We start from the raw sequence: 18854 nt of genomic DNA, 5'->3' as shown, positions 1-18854 counted from the left end.
CATGACGAACCCCTCGACGTTGTACCGCGGCGGCGTGCTGCACTGCCCCGCCGACCCGAGCGCCACCGCGCTGCTGGTGTCCGGTGGGCGGATTTCCTGGTTGGGGACCGACGGTGACGCGCCGCCGGCCGACCGGGTGGTGGACCTGGGCGGGGCGTTGGTGACGCCGGCGTTCGTCGACGCGCACGTGCACGCCACCGACACCGGGTTGGCGTTGTCCGGGCTGGAGCTGTCCGGGGTGCGCTCGGCGGGGCAGCTGCTCGACGCGGTGGCGGGGTTCGCGGCGGGTCTGCCGGCGGACGCGGTCGTGCTGGGGCACGGCTGGGACGAGTCGGGTTGGTCGGATCCGGCGTTGCCGGACGCGGCGGCGCTGGACCGGGCGGCCGGTGGGCGGCGGGTGTACCTGTCGCAGGCGTCGATCCACTCGGCGTTGGTGTCGGCGGCGTTGCTGGCGGCCTGTCCGCAGGCGGTGCAGGCGGCCGGGTACGACGCGTCGGGCTGGTTGCGGCGCGACGCGCACCACGTGGTGCGGGCGGCCGCGCAGGCGTCGGTGAGTCGGGCGCAGCGGGTCGCGGCGCAGCGGGTGGCCCTCGCCCACGCGGCGTCGTTGGGGATCGCGGCGGTGCACGAGTGCGGTGGCCCGCAGATCTCCGACGAGGAGGACTTCACCGGTCTGCTGGGCATCTCCGGCGCGGGGTTGCCGGAGGTGTACGGGTACTGGGGTGAGCTGGGTGGCGCGGCGCGGGCCCGGGAGTTGGGCGCTGTCGGCGCCGGTGGGGATCTGTTCGCCGACGGGGCGTTGGGGTCGCGCACGGCGCACGTGTCGCAGCCGTACGGCGACGGTGACGGCTGCGGGCACGGGTACCTGTCGGTCGAGCAGGTCCGCGATCACCTGTTGGACTGCGCGGCGCACGGCATGCAGGGCGGGTTCCACGCCATCGGTGACGCGGCGATCGGCACCGTCCTCGACGGGTTCGCGGCGGCGGCGCGGACGGTGGGGGTGGAGCGGTTGCGGGCGGCCCGGCACCGCATCGAACACGCGGAGATCATGAGCAAGGCGTTGATCGCGCGGTTCGTGGAGTACGGGGTGGTGGCGAGCATGCAGCCGGCGTTCGACCGGTTGTGGGGTGGCGCGGGCCGGATGTACGAGACGCGGTTGGGGTTGGACCGGTCGTTGGAGTCGAACCCGATGGGTGCGATGCACTCGGTGGGGGTGGCGTTGGCGTTCGGGTCGGATTCGCCGGTGACGCCGCTGGACCCGTGGGGGTCGGTGCGGGCGGCGGTGGCGCACCACAACCCGGCGCAGCGGATGAGTGTGCGCTCGGCGTTCGCGGCGCACACCCGGGGCGGGTGGCGGGCGGTGCACCTGGACGTCGAGGGGGTTCTGGCGTTGGGTGCGCCGGCGACGTTCGCGGTGTGGTCGACGCCGGCGGGCGTGGAGCGGGGCCTGCCGGTGTTGCAGGCCGAGGATCCGGAGGCGCGGGGTCCGGACGACCCGACGCCGCTGCCGGTGTGCCGGCGCCTGGTGCTGCGCGGTGAGGTCATCTACGAGGAAGGGTCATCATGACCGGGAAGCTTGATCTTGATCCGGTGCTGGTGGCGCGGGCGCGGGAGTTGGCGCGTCGGGCCGGGCAGCCGGTGGTGGACCTGGCGCGCAGCCACACCACGGTGTCGGTGGAGCGGGCGGTCCTGCGGTTGGCCGGGGTGACCGGCGCCGACCCGGACGGCATTCCGTGGGTGAACCGGCTCGTCGACGCGGTCGCCGCGGACGTGGGGTTGGGTCACGGGGTGGCGGTGCCGGTGTTCGACGCCCTGGTCCGTGAGGGCAGCACCGACGTGACGTTGCTGGCGCAGAAGGCCGCCGCCGGGTCGGTGCGGTTCGTCCAGCCCACCGGGCGGGCGGCGACGGCCGCCCGGTCGGCGGCGCGCAAGGCCGTTGGCGCGGGCATTCGGCGCATCGACCGGCGGCGCGCCGAGCGGGACCGTCTGGTGAAGCGCCACGGCGACCCGGCGCAGCGGCCGTGGATCTACCTGATCGTCGCCACCGGCGACATCTACGAGGACATTCCGCAGGCGCAGGCGGCGGCGCGGGCGGGCGCGGACGTGATCGCGGTGATCCGCTCCACCGGGCAGTCGTTGCTGGACTACGTGCCCGAGGGCGCGACCCGGGAGGGCTTCGCCGGCACGTACGCCACCCAGGAGAACTTCCGGTTGATGCGCGCGGCGTTGGACGAGTCGTCGAAGGAGGTGGGCCGCTACGTGCGGTTGACCAACTACGCGTCCGGGCTGTGCATGCCGGAGATGGCGGCCCTGGCCGGGTTGGAACGCCTCGACATGATGTTGAACGACTCGATGTACGGGATCCTGTTCCGCGACATCAACCCGGTGCGCACGTTCGTCGACCAGCGGTTCTCCCGGCAGGTGCACGCCCGCGCCGGGATCATCATCAACACCGGTGAGGACAACTACCTGACCACCGCCGACGCGGTCGACGAGGCGCACACGGTGACGGTGTCGCAGCTGCTCAACGAGTTCTTCGCGCACGAGGCGGGGTTGGCGGACTGGCAGTTGGGGTTGGGGCACGCGTTCGAGATCAACCCGGAGGTGCCTGAGTCGTTCCGGTTGGAGTTGGCGCACGCGTTGCTGGCCCGGGAGCTGTTCCCCGCCGCGCCGTTGAAGTGGATGCCGCCGACGAAGCACATGACCGGTGACGTGTTCCGGGGCAACCTGCTCGACGGGTTCTTCAACCTGGCGGGCGCGCTGACCGGTCAGGGCATCCTGCTGGTGGGGATGATGACCGAGGCGGTGGTGACGCCGTGGTTGTCCGACCGGGACATCGCCCTGCAGAACGTGCGCTACGTCCTCGGCGCGGCCGGTGGGCTGCACGAGGACTTCGTGCCCGCGCCGGGCGGGTTCATCCGCCGCCGCGCCAACCAGGTCCTCGGTGAGGCACTGGACCTGCTGGAACGCATCGGGGAGCAGACGCTGCTCACGGCGATCGCCGAGGGCACCTTCGGGATCATGAAGCGGCCCGCGGACCGCGGCAAGGGCCTCGACGGGGTCGCCGCGCACGAGGCCGACTACTGCAACCCGGCCACCGACATCCTGGAGGCCGCCGCATGAGCGTGGTGCAGACCGGCAAGCAGATCGTGCGCCCGTACGGGGACACCACCGGTGACGGCATGGTGCAGGTGTCGTTCACCCTGCCGGTGACCCACGACAAGCGCGCCGAGGGCGCCGCGGTGCAGTTGGCCAACAAGATGGGCATCGACCCGGCGATGGTGGTGCACGCCAAGCCGATGGGCGACGGGTTCACGTTCTTCGTCGTCTACGGGCGGGTCAACCACCTGGTCGACCTCAACGCCGTGCAGGTGGTGGAACGTGACTTCGCGCTGCTGTCGGCGAAGGACGTCAACACGGTGATCAAGCAGCGGTTGCGGCGCAAGCTGTCAGTGGTCGGGGCGTGCATCGGCACCGACGCGCACACCGTGGGCATCGACGCGATCCTCAACGTCAAGGGCATCGCGGGGGAGAAGGGCCTGGAGTACTACCGGGAGTTGAAGGTCACCAACATGGGCGCGCAGGTCAGTGTGCCGGAGCTGGTGGAGACCGCCCGGGCGGAGAAGGCCGACGCGGTGCTCGTGTCGCAGGTGGTCACCCAACGCGACGCGCACCTGCACAACACCCGGGAGATGTCCGCCGCGTTCCGGGAGGCGATGCCGGCGGGGCGGCGTCCGCTGCTGATCGTCGGTGGTCCCCGCTTCGACGAGACGATGACCGACGAGCTGGGCGTGGACCGGATCTTCGGTCGGGGCACCACGCCCGGCGAGGTGGCCAGCTACCTCGTGCACGCCCTGATCACGCAACGGAAGGCGATGGCATGACCGACGCACGGCTCGGGTTGACGGTGACGCACCGGCGCTATGTGCCGTACTCGCACGCCCACTACGCCGGCAACCTCGTCGACGGGGCGTACGCGCTCGGGTTGTTCGGCGACGTCGCCACGGAGGTGTGCATCCGCACCGACGGCGACGAGGGCCTGTTCGCCGGGTACGCCGACGTGCGGTTCCACGCGCCCATCCACGCCGGGGACGTGGTCGAGGTCACCGCGCGGGTGTCGCGGGTGGGCACCCGCAGCCGCACCCTGGAGCTGAGCTGCGCGGTGGTGTGCCGGGGCCGCCCGGACCGCTCCGCGTCCGCCGCGGAGGTCCTCGACCCGCCGATCGTGGTGGTCACCGCGACCGGCACCGTGGTCGTCCCCGCCGCGTCGTGACGCTGGCGGTCTGCGCCGACGTCGGTTCCACGTACACGAAGGTGGCGGTGGTGGACCTGGCCGCCGGTGTCCTCGCCGGCGCGGCGGCCGCGCCCACCACGGTGGGCACCGACGTGCTGCACGGCCTGGACGCCGCGGTCGCGGCGGCCACCACCGGGCTCGGGGTCCGCGACGTGCCCTGGTACGTGTGCTCGTCGGCCGGAGGGGGGCTGCGCTTGGCCGTGGTCGGCTACGAGCCGCTGGTCACCGCGCAGGCCGGTCGGCGGGTCGGGTTGTCCGCCGGCGCGCACGTGGTGCACGTCGCGGCCGGTCGGCTCGGTGCCGCCGACCTGACGGCGTTGCGGGCGGCCCGCCCGGACGTGGTGCTGCTCGTGGGCGGCACCGACGGCGGCGACGCCGACACGATCACCCACAACGCGACCCGCCTGGCCCGGGCCCGGTGGCGCCGACCCGTGGTGTACGCGGGCAACGCCGACGTGCGCGCGCAGGTGACCGGGCTGCTGCGTGATGCCGGGGTGCCGGTCACCGACGCCGACAACGTCCTGCCGCGCATCGGGGTGCTCGCCCCGGCGCCGGCACGGGCGGCGATCCGCGCGGTGTTCCTGCGCCACGTCATCGGTGGTAAACGACTGTCGAGGGGTGCCCGGTTCGCGCGGCTGGTGCGGGCGGCCACCCCCGACGCGGTGCTCACCGGTGTGGAGGTGCTCGCCGACACCCTCGGTGGGGACCTCGCCGTGGTCGACGTGGGTGGGGCCACCACCGACGTGTACTCGGTGCTCACGCCGGACGAGCGGGCCACCGGGCCGGGCCGGGAGGTCGCCGGCAGTCTGTGGCGGGCCCGCACCGTGGAGGGCGATCTGGGCATGCGGTGGAGCGCCCCCGGGGTCGTGCGGGCCGCCGCCGAGGAGCGGCTGCTCGCCGCCGGCGAGGCCGACGACCTGGCCGCCGCCGCGGCTCGCCGGGCGGCCGACCCGGCGTTCCTGGCCGTCGACGACGTCGAGCGGGCCGTGGACCGGCGCATCGCCACCCTCGCCGCGACGGTGGCGCTGCGCCGGCACGCCCGGGGCGCCGCCACCGGTGAGCGCTCCGGGCGGGACCTGCGCGACGTGCGGCTGCTGGTGGGCTCCGGTGGGGTGCTGCGGCACGCGCCGACCGGCATGGCCGGGCAGGTGCTGACGGCGGTCCTGGCCGACCACGCCGGTGGGTGGGCGCTGCCGCGTGCCGCCGCCGCGGTGGTCGACGCCGACTACGTGTTGGCCGCTGGAGGGCTGCTCGCCGAGGAGCACCGGGCGGCCGCGCAGGCGCTGCTGCGTCACCATCTGCGTACGCATTGAGACTCGCCGACCCGACACGCCGTGTCGCAACACACGACAGGCCGGCCGTGGGTTGACAACCGACGGGGGTCGGCACGTACCGTCTTTGAGTCCTACCACGGGAAGCGGCTGTTGTTCGCTTCGTCCCTTCGTCCGCTGGCCGAGCGACATGTTTGAGCGTCATCGTCGCGGCGGCCAGGTCCAGCGGGCGGGGGTCGGCGGGGCGGCGCGAACCGGCCGCGGTTACCGGTGTACGGGCAGGGTGAGGTGCACGGCCAGTAGACAACGGCCCGGCGGGGGCAGCCAGTCCACGTCCGGTCGGTCCGAAGGTCGTCGTGCCCCATCCTCGCCACACCGGCCGGGAAGGGCCTGGGAGCATCGGGGCGCGGCGCGAGCCGCGCCCCGATTTCATGTCCACCGGGTGGTTCGTGCCCCGACGGCCCGACGCGGCCGGTGCACCCGCCAGCCAGGTAACCTTCGCCCCGTGATCGAGGTGAAGCGGTGACGACCCTGGACCGGGATGAGACGCACACCCCGGCGGCGCTGCCCCGACCAGTCGTTCCCGGTCGGCCGCTGCCGCTGCGGGTCGCCGTGCCCCTGGCCGTGGCCGCCGGGCTGGCCCTGCTGGTGGCGTTCCCCCCGTACGGGGTGTGGCCGCTCGCGCCGATCGGGGTGGCGTTGCTGGCCGCCGCAGCGCACCGGCGGCGGTTGCGCGCCGGCGCCGGCCTGGGCTTCCTGACCGGGGTGGCGTTCTTCGCCCCGCTGCTGGCCTGGACGAACCTGCACACCGGCTACCTGCCGTGGGTGCTGCTGTCGCTGCTGCAGGCCGGGTACCTGGCGCTGCTGGGCGCGGCCACCGCCTGGGTGTCGCCGCTGGTCGACCGCGCCCGCTGGGCGTGGCCGGCGCTGACCGGGCTGCTCTGGGTCGGGCAGGAGGCGCTGCGCGACCGCACCCCGTTCGGTGGGTTCCCGTGGGGGCGGTTGGCGTTCAGCCAGGACACCTCGCCGCTGCTGCGCCTGGCCGCGCTGGGCGGCGCCCCGCTGGTCACCTTCGCCGTGGCCCTCATCGGCGGGTTGCTGGTCACCGCCGTCTGGCGGGGCTGGGTCACCGCCCAGCGCCACGCACCCCCGCCCAGTGACGCCGTGCCGGGCGCTGACGGCCCGCTGGACGGCCCGACACCCGCCGGGGCGACGGCGGCACGACGGTGGACGCCGGTGGTCGTACCGGCCGTCGTGGCCGTCGCGCTGACCGCCGGGGGTCTGCTGGTGCCGGTCGCCACCGCCGGGTCCGGCGCCACCGTCACCGTGGCGATCGTGCAGGGCAACGTGCCGCGGCTGGGCCTGGACTTCAACGCCCAACGGCAGGCGGTGCTCAACAACCACGTCGACGCCACCATCGAGCTGGCCGGGCGGGTCACCGCCGGGCAACAGCGGCGACCCGACCTGGTGGTGTGGCCGGAGAACTCCAGCGACATCGACCCGCTGCGCAACCCCACCGCCGGCGCCCGGATCTCCCAGGCCGCCGACACCATCGGCGCGCCCATCCTGGTCGGCGCGGTGCTGCTGGGCCCCGGCGCCGGGCAGGTCCGCAACGCGGGCATCCTGTGGCGCCCCGGCGCCGGCGCGGACCTCGACCAGCTGTACACGAAACGCCACCCGGTGCCGTTCGCCGAGTACGTGCCGCTGCGCGACGTGGCCCGGATGGTCAGCAAGCAGGTCGACCTGATCCGCAACGACTTCGTGCCCGGAAGCACCCCGGGCGTGGTACGCACCGGCCCCGCCGTGCTCGGTGACGTGATCTGCTTCGAGGTCGCCTACGACGAGGTGGTCCGCGACACCGTCACCGGCGGCGCGCAACTGCTGGTGGTGCAGACCAACAACGCCACCTTCAACGTGGCCGAGGCCCGCCAGCAGATGGCCATGGTGCGGCTGCGGGCGGTGGAGCACGGGCGGCCGGCGTTGATGGCCTCCACGGTCGGAGTGTCCGGGTTCGTCGCACCCGACGGGCGGGTAAGCGATGCCACCGGGTTCAACACCCGGGAGGTCGTGGTGCGGCAGTTGCGGCTCGACGACGGACGCACCCTCGCCACCCGCCTCGGCTGGTGGCCCGAGGTGGCGCTCGCCGCGCTGGCCGCGGCGGCCCTGGTCGGCGCGGCGGTGCTGCGCCGGCGGCAGCGGGTCAGGCCCGGATAGCAACAGCCGGTACGCCGGCGGGAGCGGAGGAACCGTGATCCAGGCGACCGATACGATCCGACGCGCGGACGAGGTGCCCGGGGTGGGCCGGGTGCTGGTGGTGATCCCCACCTACAACGAGGCCGACAACATCGCCGTGATCGTGGGCCGGGTCCGGCGCGCCGCCCCGGCGGTGCAGATCCTCATCGCCGACGACAACAGCCCCGACGGCACCGGCGCGATCGCCGACGCCCTCGCCGACGGCGACGCGCACGTGCAGGTGCTGCACCGCCAGGGCAAGCAGGGCCTCGGTGCGGCGTACCTGGCCGGGTTCGGGTGGGCGCGCGAGCGTGGATACCAGGCGGTCGTGGAGATGGACGCCGACGGCTCGCACGCCCCGGAGGACCTGCCGGCGCTGCTGGACGCCGCCCGCGACGCCGACGTGGTGATCGGCTCCCGGTGGACCAGCGGCGCGCGGGTGCTCAACTGGCCGCTGCGGCGGCTGTTGCTGTCGCGCGGCGGCAACCTGTACGCGCGCCTGGCGCTGGGCATGCCCGTCTCGGACGCCACCGGCGGTTACCGGGTGTACCGGATCAGCGCGTTGGACGCCATCGACCTGGATTCGGTGACCTCGCAGGGCTACTCGTTCCAGGTGGAGCTGTCGCGGCTGGCGCACCGGGCCGGGGTGCGGATCGTGGAGGTGCCGATCACCTTCGCCGAGCGGGAACGCGGCGACAGCAAGATGAGCCCGAAGATCGTGGCCGAGGCGCTGTGGCGGATCACCGCCTGGGGGGTGCGTGACCGGCGCCAGGCGGTACGCCGGGGTCTGCACGGCACCGCCACCGGTCAGGCACGGTGGCCGTGAGCGGTCAGGCACGGTGGCCGTGAGCGCGGCCGTGTCATGCTGGATGAGCGGAACACGTCCGTGGTGTCCGCAGGAATGGCGATGAGGTGAGATGCGCCGAGGACTGAGGTTCGTACCGTTGGCCCTGTTGCTGGCGGTGGTGCTGGAGCTGGCGGTGTTCGTCGGCGTGGGACGGGCGCTGGGGTTCGGCGCGGCGGTGTTGCTGGTGTTCGCCGCGTCCCTGCTGGGGTTGGTGCTGCTGCGCCGCGAGGGGATGCGCGCCTGGCGTGGTTTCCGCGCCTCGGCGGCGGCCGGGCAGCCCCCGGGTGGCCAGGTGACCGACGGGCTCGTCGGGTTGGCCGGTGCGCTGTTGCTGGCGGTGCCCGGCCTGGTCAGCGGGCTGGTCGGGTTGCTGCTGCTGGTGCCGCCGGTGCGTCGGCTGGCCCGCGCCGGGGTGCGCCGCGCCACCGAGCGGCGGGTGTCGTCGATGGTCGCCGGTGACCTGTTCGGGCCCCGCACGGTGCGGGTGCGCCAGGGTGCGCCGCAACCGACCCCGCAACCGACTCCCCAGCCGGAACAGCCGGTGGTGGTCGACGGCGGTCGGGCCATCGAGGGCGAGATCGTCGAACCCGGCCGGCACTGAGACCAGGCCACCACCGGACACAGACAGACACAACGGCGCCCCCGGGGTTTTCCCCGGGGGCGCCGTCATCGTGCGTCGTGCGGCTCAGGCGCGGCCGCGGCGGGTCCGAACCTCCTGCAGGCGCTCCTCCAGGATGTCCTCCAGCTCGGCGATGGAGCGCCGCTCCAGAAGCATGTCCCAGTGGGTACGCGGCGGCTTGGCCTTCTTCTGCTCCGGCTCGTTGCCGTCGACGAGTCGGGCGACGCTGCCGTCGAACTTGCATTCCCAGGTCGTCGGGACCTCGGCGTCGACGGCGAACGGCACCTCGAACTGGTGGCCCTTGGCGCAGAGGTACTCGCGGGTCTGACGCGGCGCGAGCTCCGTGTTGCGGTCGGATTCATAGCTCACCGCGCCAAGGCGGCTTCCGCGCAGCATACGCTCGCCCATGATCGACTTCCCCTCGTTCGTGGTGCTGGTCTTCTGGGTGTAACGGTGCGTCCCCGTCGAGCCATTCCCGCCCGAGGGCGTGAGGCGTCGACGGGTGGGCCGGGACCAAGGGTAACCGGCCGGGACAGTCACCCGGTGAGGTGATCCCCAGGCGGGTCGGGACAACGGTGTGTGTCCGCCGCCACCGGGGTGGTTAACCGCCCGAGCCTACCGAAGGTTGCGCCACGATCATCAGGTGACGTCGCCGGGAGTGGCGGCGCCGAGGCGGGCCAGCGCCAACGCCAGGTCACTGACCTGGTCGCCGAGCTGCGCCACCCGCCGCTGGGCCAGGTCCCGGTCGGTCTCGGCGGCGTCGAGTCGTACCGTCAGGGCGGTGCGGTGACCCTCGGCGGTCGCCGCGGCCTGCCGGGCCACGGTCAGCTCGGCGGTCAGCGTGTCGCGCTGGGCCGCCAGGGCCGCGACCTCCGCGCGCAGCCGCGCGGCCAGCTCCGCGGCCTCCTGCCGGGCGTCGTCGGCCTGCCGGGCGGCGACCTCGGCGCGGTCGCGGGCCCGGTCGGCCTGCTCGCGCGCCCGGGCGGCGTCGGCGGCCTCGGCGCGGGTCCGCGCCGCGTCGGCGCGGGACTGCTCGATCTGGCGCCGGACGTCCTGCACCTCGGCCTGCCACCGCCCGGCCCGCTCGGTCGCCTCGGCGGCGGCCCGGCTGGCCCGTTCGGCCTCGGCGCGCAGCGCGTCGCGTTCCACGCTCAGGTCGGCCACTCGCTGCCGTTCGGCGTCGCGCTCCGTGCGCAGGTCCCGGGCCTCGGTGCGGGCCTGGTCGCGGTCGCGCTCGGCCTGGGCGCGCAGCGCCTCGGCGGCGCTGGCATCGTGGCGCGCCCGGTCGCGGGCGGCCTCGGCGTGCTGTGCCCGCTCGTCGGCGGCGGTGGCCTGCCGCTGCGCCAGCTCGGCGCGCTGGCGGGCGTCATCGGCCTCGGCGCGGGCGTCGCGGGCCTGCTCGCGGGCGCGCGCCGCGTCTGCCGCCGCGGTCTCGGCGTCGTCGCGGGCCTCGTCGCGTTCGGTCTGCGCCGCCGCGATCTCGGTGGCGGCCTCCGCGCGGACCTGCGCGAGCTGCCGCTGCACACCCACCGGGGACAACTCGGCGTGCAGCGACTCGGTCAAGGTCTCGACGATCTGGTCGAGGCGGTCCACCGCCTCCCAGGTGCGGGCCACCTGCCCGGGCAGACCGGGGGCGTTGCGGTGCCGCATCCGGCTGTTGCGGGAGGCGCGCTGGCAGGCGCCGTCGTTGTCGCGGCAGTAGCGAAACGGTCGGCCCGCGCCGACCCGTTGCGGTACCGGCGCTCCACAGTGGGCGCAGGGGCGGGTCTCGGTGGTGCTGGGCTGGGCGTCCATCGAGGGCGAAGTCTAGTGCCGGCCGGTCAGCTCGTCGCCCGGGCCGTCGCGTCCAGGGTGTAGCGGCGTTGCAGCAGCAGCGCCGCGAGCATCGCCACCGCCGGCAGCAACCCGAAACCGTAGCGGACCGCCGCGAGCGCGGCGTCCGGCTGCACCGGCGACTCACCGGCCGTCGAGGCCACGAAACCGCCCACGGTCAGGCACAGCGCGTACGCGTACGGGCCCAGGGCCGCGCCGGTGGCCTCGGTGGCCGTCCACACCCCGGTGTAGGTGCCGGCCCCCGTGCTGCCGGCCTCGCTGGCCGCGCGGATCACGTCGGGCAGCATCGAGAACGGCAGCAGTTGCATGCCGGCGAACGCCACCCCGAGCACCGCCACCGCGGCGACCAGCACCGGCAGGCCGGCCGGTCGGCCCACCGCCAACACCAGGGAGCCGACCGCGAACGCGCCCTGCGCGCCGAGCAGCGCCCGCTGCTTGCCAACGCGGCGGGCCACCACCAGCCAGGCCGGGGTGACCAGCAGCGCCGGCGCCACGAACGCGGCCACCAGCACCGTGGTCAGACCGGGGGCGCGCAGCTCGTACTCGGCGTAGTAGGGCACCCCGGCGAGCACCAGGTGGGTGGTGGTGGACATCGCCAGGTACGCGGCGACCAGCCACCGGAACTGCCTGTCGCGCAGCGCCGTGCGCAACGCCCGCCACCCACCGTGCCCGGACGCGGTGCTGGCCGGCGCGGACCCGCGCAGCCGGGCGATGCCGGCGACACCGACCAGCATGGCCACCAGCATCCCCACGGCCAGGACCACGCCCATCCGCTGGTAGCCGCCCCGCGTCGCGGCGTCGCCGCCGGTGAGCAGCGGGGCAAGCAGCCCGGAGACCAGGATGCCCAGGGTCAGCACCACCATCCGGAACGCCATCAGCCGGGTGCGTTCGTGGTAGCCGATGCGCAGGTCGGCCGGGGTGGACAGGTAGGGGACCTGGTAGGCGGCGAAGAGTAGGTTGCCGGCGATGAAGAACACCGCCACCCACGCCGCCGCCGGCGCGCCGGTCAGGCCGCCGGGCACCGCGAAGAGCGCGGCGAACGCGACCGGCAGGGCGCAGCCGAGCAGCAGCAGGCGGCGACGGTCGCCGCGTCGGGTCTGCTCGACGTCGGCGCGGTGCCCCACCCAGGGGTGCAGCAGCACGTCGGCGATCTTCGGCAGCAGTAGCGCCAGGCCGGCCAGCCACGGCCCGACGGCCAGCACGTCGGTGAGGAAGTAGAGCAGCAGCAGGCCGGGCACGGTCACCCAGACACCCATGCCGAGCGAGCCGGCCGCGAAGCCCGCCAGCGGCCCGCGCGGCAGCGTCGCGTCGGTGGCGGCCGCGGGCCGCCGGTCCAGCCCGGTCATCGCCGCATCCTCTCCGCAATCCAACGGTTGCTGGATTCTAGGGGCAGAATGGCGGCCATGACCATGCCCCGCCGCCGCCCGGGTCGGCCCCGCCGCGACGAGACCCGGCCGACCCGCGAGGTGGTGCTCACCGCGGCGACCGCGCTCTTCGCCGAGCGGGGCTTCGACGCCGTCGGGCTGCGGGAGGTCGCCGCCGCCGCCGGGGTCGACGTCGCCACGGTCGCGCACCACACGGGTACGAAGGCAGCGCTCTACGACGCGTGCTTCGCCCGGGTGTTCGCCGCCGAACGGGACGTGCTGACCGAGGCCGCCGAGCAGGCCCGCGCCGCTCTCGACGCGGGTCCGGACGCGGCGCGACGGGCCCTGCACGAGCTGGTCGACGTCTTCGTCGACTTCCTGGAGGATCGCCCCGAGACCACCGCGCTGTGGCTGCGCCGCTGGTTGGAGCCGCAGCGGCACGCCGAGTTGGACCAGCGCTACGCCGACCCGTTGTACCGGCTGGTCGCGGAGCTGCTCACCGCCGCCGCGGCGACCGGCGCCCTCGCCGAGCCGACCCCACACATCACCGTGCGGAGTCTGGTGTGGGCGACGCACGGGCACGTGGTGGCGCTGGCCGCTGGCGCGCCCGGCGCCCGGGAGCGGCGCGAGTTCCGGGCGTTCGTGCATCGCCTGCTCGACGGGCTGTACGGATCACCGACCCCTTGACGGGCCGCCGCCGCGCGACGATTATCCATCGGACGTTGGATTAATGGGGGCGGCAATGGGCGTACCACCTCGGGTGGCGGTGATCGGGGCCGGCGCCGCCGGGCTCGCCGCGGTCAAGGCACTACGCGACGCCGACGTGCCAACTGTGGGCTTCGAGGCCGCCGAGCAGGTCGGTGGCCTCTGGGTGTACGGGGCACCCGACTCGCCCGCTTACCGCACGCTGCACCTCAACACCAGCCGTGGTCGCACCCAGTTCGACGACCACCCGATGCCGAGCGACTGGCCCGACTACCCCGACCACCGTCGTGTCGCCGGGTACCTCGCCGACTACGCCGAGCGCTTCGGGCTGGCCGACACCATCCGGCTGCGCCACACCGTCGAGCGGGTCACCCGGCACCCCAACGGCACCTGGACGGTGGCCGCCAGCGGCCCGACCGGCCCGGTCGAGGTCACCGTCGACGCCGTGGTCGTCGCCAACGGCCACAACCGGGTGCCCCGGTTGCCCGACCCCGGCTACCCCGGTGCCTGCACCGCCGAGCAGATCCACAGCCACGACTACCGGGGCCCGGAGCAGTTGGCCGGCAGGCGGGTCCTGGTCGTGGGCGGCGGCAACTCCGCGATGGACATCGCCGTCGACGCGTCGTACGCCGCCACCCGCACCCTGTTGTCGCTGCGCCGGGGCGTCTGGGTGGTGCCGAAGTACCTGCTGGGGCGCCCCTCGGACACTCTCAACGGGGCGTTGGCACGCCGCCTGCCGTGGCGTCTGCGCCAACGCATCAGCCAGACGATGCTCAGCGCCACCGTCGGCAATCCCGCCCGCTACGGGCTGCCCGCACCGACGCACGGTTTCCTCCAGGACCATCCGACGCTCTCCGACGGGTTGCTGTCGCGGCTGACCCACGGTGACGTCGAGGCCCGACCCGGCGTCGCGGCCCTCGACGGTGACCGGGTGGAGTTCACCGACGGCCGCAGCGACAGCGTCGATCTGATCATCTGGTGCACCGGCTACCGGGTGGACGTTCCGTTCCTCGATTCGGCGCTGCTCGCCGGAGGCGCCGACACCCTGCCGTTGTACCGGCACGTGTTCCACCCCGACGCCCCCGGGCTGAGCTTCGTCGGGTTGATGCAGTCCACCGGTTCCGCGTTCCCCCTGGTCGAGGCCCAGGCCAAGCTGATCGCGGCGCACCTCGCCGGCCGGTACGCGCTGCCGGAGCCGGACCGGCAGCGCGCCGTCTGCCGGGCCGAACTGCGGGCCGCGACGGCCCGCTGGGGTCAGCGCCGCCCGGCGATGCGGGTGGACTTCGACGTCTACCTGGCCGAACTGGCCCGGGAGTTGACCGCCGGGACCCGCCGCGCCCGCTCCGGCACGGCGTCCTCGGTGGGGGCACCTCGGTGAGCGGTCGATCCCTCGCCGGTCGGCGGGTGCTGGTCACCGGGGCGAGCGGGACCTTCGGCCGCCACCTCGGCGCCGCGCTGGGCGCGGCCGGCGCCCGGGTGGTGGGGCTCGACCTGCACGCCCGTCCCGACGAGGACGTGCCGGTGCTGGGCTGCGACCTGACCGACCCGGACGCCGTGCCGGCGGCGGTGCGGGCCGCCGTCGACCGGCTCGGCGGGCTCGACCTGCTGATCAACAACGCCGGCGTCGGTGGTCCCGCGCCGGCCGAGTTGCCGCCCGACGAGGTGGTCCGCCGGCAGCTGGAGGTCAACCTGCTCGCCGCTTGGCGTACCACCGCCGCCGCGCTGCCCCCGCTGCTCACCGCACGCGGACGGGTGGTCTTCGTGGCCAGCCGGATGGCGGTGCTGCCCCTCCCGCTCGCCGCCGCGTACGGGGTGAGCAAACGGGCCCTGGTTGCCTACGCCGACGCGCTGCGCCACGAGGTGGGCACGCACGTCGGGGTGAGCGTCGTCTACCCGAGCATGGTCGCCTCACCGATCCACGACAGCACCGCCGAGGCCGGGCTGTCCCTGCGGGGGGTGTCCCGCCCCGAGCCCGTCGAAGGGGTGGTCGCGGCGATCCTGCGGACCGCCGCGGCCCGGCGGGCGCCCCGTGACGTGGCCACCACGGCACGCGGCTGGTTGGAGATGGCCGTCGGTCGGCACGCGCCCGCGCTGGCCGACCGGCTGGTACGCCGTACCCTCGCCGCCCGGCTCGCCGCCGGTGACCTGGACGCCGCGCCGCTGGCCGCCGGGATGCTCGACCGCCACCGGGGACGCTGACCGCCCGGGTCAGGGCGTGGCGACGGCCGCGCGCGAGCGGTCGGCGGCGATGCGCACGGCCAGCGCCGCGAGCGCGGTGCCGGTCACCCACCGCTGCACCCGCAGCCACACCGGCCGGCGGGCGAAGAACCCCGCGAGGGCGCCGGCGCTGAGCACGATCAGCGCGTTCACGCTCAGCGCCACGGCGATCTGGGTCAGACCGAGCAGCAGGCTCTGCGTGGCCAGGTGCCCCCGCGTCGGATCGATGAACTGCGGTAGCAGCGACACGTAGAGGATCGCGATCTTCGGGTTCAGCAGGTTGGTGACCAGGCCCATGGTGAACAGCCGCCGCGGCGGGTCCGGCGGCAGCGGCGCGGGCCGGAACGGCGAGTGCCCACCCGGACGCAGCGTCCGCCAGGCCAGCCAGAGCAGGTAGCCGGCACCGGCCAGCTTCACCACCGCGTACAGCGTCGGCACCAGGACGAAGACGGTGGCCAGGCCGGCGACCGCCGCCGCCAGGTAGACGCCGAAGCCGGCGGCCACCCCGATCAGTGAGATCAACCCGGCCCGGCGGCCCTGCGCCACCGAGCGGGACACCAGGTAGACCATGTTCGGGCCGGGCGTGAGCACCAGCCCCAACGCCACCAACGCGATGCCCAGCAGTGCACCCGTACTCACCACGACGTTTCCCCCGTCCGATGGATCCCACGCCGACCGTAATCGGGATGAACGTCCTGACCCAGGGCCACCTGACGAGCCGTGGCCTGCGATCCCGGATGATCCACTCGCGTTCGGTGCCACCCGGCGGCACCGCGGCGGGAATGCTCACCGTCGCGGGCGCGCTGACCCCTGGCAAGTGCGCGTCGCCGGGCGGACGCGGCGCGTTACGGTGGCCAGGGGAGGTGCCGCAGGGTGAGCGAGGCGTGGGAAGCGGCCGTGGAGTCGCAGATCCGGGGAGCCGTGCAGCGCGGCGAGTTCGATGACCTGCCCGGCATGGGCAAGCCGATCCCCGGCCGTGGGGCGCCGTACGACGAGTCGTGGTGGATCAAGAGCTTCCTGGAACGCGAGGCGCTCCCCAGTGACCTGCTCCTGCCCACGTCGCTGCAACTGCGCCGACGTGTCGAGCAGGTCCCTGACGAGGTCCGGGGTCTGCCCACCGAACAGTCCGTCCGCGACTTCGTGGCGCAGTTGAACGCGCAGATCGTGGCGTGGATGCGCAACCCCGACGGCCCCCGGGTGGTGGTGCGTCCGGTGAACGCCGATGACGTGGTCCGCCGTTGGCGCGCCGAGCGGGCCCGGCCCGAGGTCACCACGACCGTCACCGAAGCGGCGGCCGTTCCGACGCCGCCGCGTCGGCCCCGCCGCAGCTGGTGGCGGTGGCGCCGTCGGGGCTGACCCCCGGGCCACGGCCACGGCAGACTGTGCCGATGCTGATCGAATCGCGGACGCCCGGTACGACCTCGACGCCGGGTGTCGCCCTGCGCCCCTGGTGCGCCGACGACCTGGATGAGCTGGTGCAGGCGTACCGGGATCCGGTCCTGCGCCGCTGGACCAGAGCTCCGGTGACCACCGCCGCCGAGGCCCGACGGTGGTTGGAAGGCGCACTGCGCGACTGGGCCGACGGCCGGCGGTACACCTTCGCCGTCCTCGAAGAGCAGGCCGACGGGACTCGGCTGGTGGGCAACGTGGTGCTCAAGGGGGTCACGCCGGAGCGCCCAGCCCCGGAGGTGGGCTACTGGACGGCGTCGTGGGCACGCGGTCGCGGCGTCGCCCCGCGCGCGGTCATCGCGCTGAGCCGCTGGGCGTTCGACCGGTTCCCCGAGGTGGCGCGTCTCGACCTGCTGCACCAGGTGGACAACGAGGCGTCCTGCCGGGTGGCGCAGAAATGCGGCTTCGTGTTCCAGGAGACCCTGCCGGCCCGGCCGCCCTTCCCGCTCGACGGTCACCGCCACACGCTCGACGCCGGCTAGCCGGGCAGCACGCTCGACACCTCCCGCCGGCCGTCCGAACCTGGTGCGAACGGATCCGAACAGGTCCGAACGCCTGCTCCCGGCCCCGACAGCGCGAACACGGATACGGTCTGGGCCGAGCGCCCAGATGACCGCCGGCGCGGAGGGGACGGGGCGAAGTGACCGAGCGCGCCGCGACGTACGCCGAGGTGTTCGCGGTACGCGAATACCGCCACCTGTTCGGGGCGTACCTGTTGTCCCTGGCCGGCGACCAGCTCACGGCCGTGACCGTGGCGTACCTCGTCTTCAGCGAAACCGGCTCGGCCGCGCTGGCGGCGGCCGCCTACGCCAGTTCCTACCTGGCCTGGCTCACCGGCGGACCGCTGCTGTCCGGTCTGGCCGACCGGTTCCCCCGGCGAAGCGTGATGATCGCCTGCGACCTTGGCCGCGCGGCGCTCATCCCGCTGGCGGCGCTGCCGGACCTTCCCGCGCCAGCCCTGGTGGTGCTCCTGTTCGTGGTCAACCTGATGCGACCACCGTTCGTGGCGGCGCGGGCGGCGTTGATGCCGGAAGTGCTCGACGGCGACCGCTACGCCGTGGCCAACGGCGTGGACAACATCTGCGCCCAGGTCGTGCAGGTGGTCGGCTTCGCCGTCGGGGGGAGTCTGGTGGCGCTGCTGTCGCTGCGCGGTGCCCTGCTGGTGGATGCCGGCACGTTTCTGGTGTCGGCTCTCCTGATCGGGATCGGCGTGCGTTCCCGCCCCGCGCCTAGAGCACAGTCGAGCCCGACCGGCCAGGGCCGGGCTGTCGGTCTGCGGGTGATCTTCGCCGATTCCCGGCTGCGGTCCTACGTTCTCGTCCTGTGGGTGGCCAGCGCCTTCACCTACGCAGCCGAAGGGCTGATGGCACCACTGGCCCGCCAGTACGGCGGCGGCGCCGGCACCGTCGGACTGTTGCTGGCGGCGGCACCGTTGGGGATGTCCATCGGCGGGGTCGCGCTCACCCGCTTCTGCCCACCGGCGGCCCGGCCACGGCTCATCCTGCCGCTGGCCGCGATGTCGGCCGGGGTGCTGACGGTGGCGTGGCTCGTCCCTCCGCTGTGGATGATGCTCCTGCTGTTGGTGCTGGCCGGCGCCGCGAGCGCCTTCGCCATCCCCCTGAACGCGTTGTTCGGCCGGGCGGTGCCGACGCGGTACCGGGGGCGCGCGTTCGGGGTGGCCATCACCGGTCTCAGTGGGCTACAGGGGACGGCGATGGTCCTCGCGGGTCTGGCCGCCGACCGGTGGCCGGCCACCACGGTGATCGGGTTCAGCGGATTGTCGGGCGCGGTGGCGGTCCTCGCTGTCGTGCCACTGTGGCCACGGCGACCCGACTCCGCATCTGCGACGTTCGAGTCCGCGGCCGAACAAGCCCGAACGACTCCGAACGCCGACACCCCTACCGCCGAAGCAGGCCGTGGCCGACGCTGAGGTCAGCTGGCGGGCACGGGGGCCGTCACCGAGGGGAGAGGAGAAGGGCATGCGCAGCGTTCGCAACCGCGGCATCAGCTGGACCTGACCCTG

At 74.2% G+C, this 18854-nt stretch carries 18 protein-coding genes; 14 read left to right on the top strand and 4 right to left on the bottom strand.

Annotated features, from left to right (window positions below):
* The first annotated feature begins 1 nt into the window (after position 1).
* The 8 genes from ACQRWP_RS11320 (at position 2) to ACQRWP_RS11285 (ending at position 9245) form a co-directional block, all read left to right on the top strand.
* A complete protein-coding gene (locus ACQRWP_RS11320; RefSeq protein WP_430502185.1) occupies positions 2–1567 on the top strand; it encodes an amidohydrolase in 1566 nt (521 codons plus the stop codon).
* Positions 1564–3123, top strand: a complete 1560-nt coding sequence (locus tag ACQRWP_RS11315; RefSeq protein ID WP_430502184.1) for a lysine 5,6-aminomutase subunit alpha — start codon at positions 1564–1566, stop codon at positions 3121–3123. Before ACQRWP_RS11320 ends, ACQRWP_RS11315 begins: the two co-directional genes overlap by 4 nt.
* Positions 3120–3884 (top strand): OAM dimerization domain-containing protein, encoded by a 765-nt coding sequence (locus tag ACQRWP_RS11310; protein ID WP_425698350.1) that lies wholly within the window; start codon positions 3120–3122, stop codon positions 3882–3884. The genes ACQRWP_RS11315 and ACQRWP_RS11310 overlap by 4 nt, the downstream gene beginning before the upstream one ends.
* On the top strand, positions 3881–4273 hold the full coding sequence (locus tag ACQRWP_RS11305) for a hotdog domain-containing protein (RefSeq protein WP_430502183.1): 393 nt from the start codon (positions 3881–3883) through the stop codon (positions 4271–4273). The genes ACQRWP_RS11310 and ACQRWP_RS11305 overlap by 4 nt, the downstream gene beginning before the upstream one ends.
* Positions 4270–5607 carry a glutamate mutase L gene (locus tag ACQRWP_RS11300; RefSeq protein ID WP_430502182.1) on the top strand — a complete coding sequence of 446 codons (1338 nt, stop codon included), beginning with the start codon at positions 4270–4272 and terminating at the stop codon, positions 5605–5607. The genes ACQRWP_RS11305 and ACQRWP_RS11300 overlap by 4 nt, the downstream gene beginning before the upstream one ends.
* A gap of 522 nt (positions 5608–6129) precedes the next feature.
* Positions 6130–7779: an apolipoprotein N-acyltransferase gene (gene lnt / locus ACQRWP_RS11295; RefSeq protein ID WP_430503184.1), complete on the top strand. Its 1650-nt coding sequence runs from the start codon at positions 6130–6132 to the stop codon at positions 7777–7779.
* A gap of 34 nt (positions 7780–7813) precedes the next feature.
* Positions 7814–8623 carry a polyprenol monophosphomannose synthase gene (locus tag ACQRWP_RS11290; protein ID WP_354942705.1) on the top strand — a complete coding sequence of 270 codons (810 nt, stop codon included), beginning with the start codon at positions 7814–7816 and terminating at the stop codon, positions 8621–8623.
* Between the two features lie 91 nt (positions 8624–8714).
* Complete coding sequence (locus ACQRWP_RS11285) at positions 8715–9245, top strand: FxsA family protein (RefSeq protein ID WP_430502181.1); 531 nt, start codon at positions 8715–8717, stop codon at positions 9243–9245.
* An 84-nt stretch (positions 9246–9329) separates the two neighbouring features.
* On the opposite strand, the gene ACQRWP_RS11280 is transcribed toward ACQRWP_RS11285, so the two are convergent.
* The 3 genes from ACQRWP_RS11280 to ACQRWP_RS11270 all read right to left on the bottom strand — a co-directional run bounded on the left by ACQRWP_RS11280 (position 9330) and on the right by ACQRWP_RS11270 (position 12442).
* Entirely contained in the window at positions 9330–9671 is a 342-nt protein-coding gene (locus tag ACQRWP_RS11280) for an RNA polymerase-binding protein RbpA (RefSeq protein WP_091398247.1), read from the bottom strand.
* Between the two features lie 231 nt (positions 9672–9902).
* The gene (locus tag ACQRWP_RS11275) at positions 9903–11057 is read right to left on the bottom strand and encodes a hypothetical protein (protein ID WP_430502180.1); all 1155 of its coding nucleotides are present in this window, start codon (positions 11055–11057) and stop codon (positions 9903–9905) included.
* 26 nt (positions 11058–11083) lie between these two features.
* Complete coding sequence (locus tag ACQRWP_RS11270; protein WP_430502179.1) at positions 11084–12442, bottom strand: MFS transporter; 1359 nt, start codon at positions 12440–12442, stop codon at positions 11084–11086.
* 57 nt (positions 12443–12499) lie between these two features.
* Between ACQRWP_RS11270 and ACQRWP_RS11265 the strand changes: the two genes are divergently transcribed.
* The 3 genes from ACQRWP_RS11265 to ACQRWP_RS11255 are packed head-to-tail and all read left to right on the top strand — an operon-like array spanning position 12500 to position 15364.
* A complete protein-coding gene (locus ACQRWP_RS11265) occupies positions 12500–13147 on the top strand; it encodes a TetR/AcrR family transcriptional regulator (protein ID WP_258395666.1) in 648 nt (215 codons plus the stop codon).
* Between the two features lie 55 nt (positions 13148–13202).
* A complete protein-coding gene (locus ACQRWP_RS11260; RefSeq protein ID WP_430502178.1) occupies positions 13203–14543 on the top strand; it encodes a flavin-containing monooxygenase in 1341 nt (446 codons plus the stop codon).
* On the top strand, positions 14540–15364 hold the full coding sequence (locus ACQRWP_RS11255) for an SDR family NAD(P)-dependent oxidoreductase (RefSeq protein WP_430502177.1): 825 nt from the start codon (positions 14540–14542) through the stop codon (positions 15362–15364). Before ACQRWP_RS11260 ends, ACQRWP_RS11255 begins: the two co-directional genes overlap by 4 nt.
* Positions 15365–15373: 9 nt before the next feature.
* Here the strand turns inward: ACQRWP_RS11255 and ACQRWP_RS11250 are convergent, their stop codons facing one another.
* Positions 15374–16024, bottom strand: a complete 651-nt coding sequence (locus tag ACQRWP_RS11250; RefSeq protein ID WP_430502176.1) for a LysE family translocator — start codon at positions 16022–16024, stop codon at positions 15374–15376.
* 231 nt (positions 16025–16255) lie between these two features.
* On the opposite strand from ACQRWP_RS11250, the gene ACQRWP_RS11245 reads away from it, so the two are divergent.
* From ACQRWP_RS11245 to ACQRWP_RS11235, 3 genes are all read left to right on the top strand, one after another.
* Positions 16256–16738 (top strand): DUF1992 domain-containing protein, encoded by a 483-nt coding sequence (locus tag ACQRWP_RS11245; protein ID WP_430502175.1) that lies wholly within the window; start codon positions 16256–16258, stop codon positions 16736–16738.
* Positions 16739–16770: 32 nt separating this feature from the next.
* A complete protein-coding gene (locus tag ACQRWP_RS11240) occupies positions 16771–17313 on the top strand; it encodes a GNAT family N-acetyltransferase (RefSeq protein WP_430502174.1) in 543 nt (180 codons plus the stop codon).
* Between the two features lie 158 nt (positions 17314–17471).
* A complete protein-coding gene (locus tag ACQRWP_RS11235; RefSeq protein ID WP_430502173.1) occupies positions 17472–18761 on the top strand; it encodes an MFS transporter in 1290 nt (429 codons plus the stop codon).
* Positions 18762–18854 lie beyond the last annotated feature (93 nt).

Origin of the sequence: Micromonospora trifolii (assembly GCF_050516465.1) — a bacterium.
In the GTDB taxonomy this organism is placed as follows: Bacteria; Actinomycetota; Actinomycetes; order Mycobacteriales; family Micromonosporaceae; genus Micromonospora; species Micromonospora trifolii.
The sequence above is the reverse complement of the archived record's forward strand: the minus strand, read 5'-3'. Positions and strand labels throughout refer to the sequence as shown.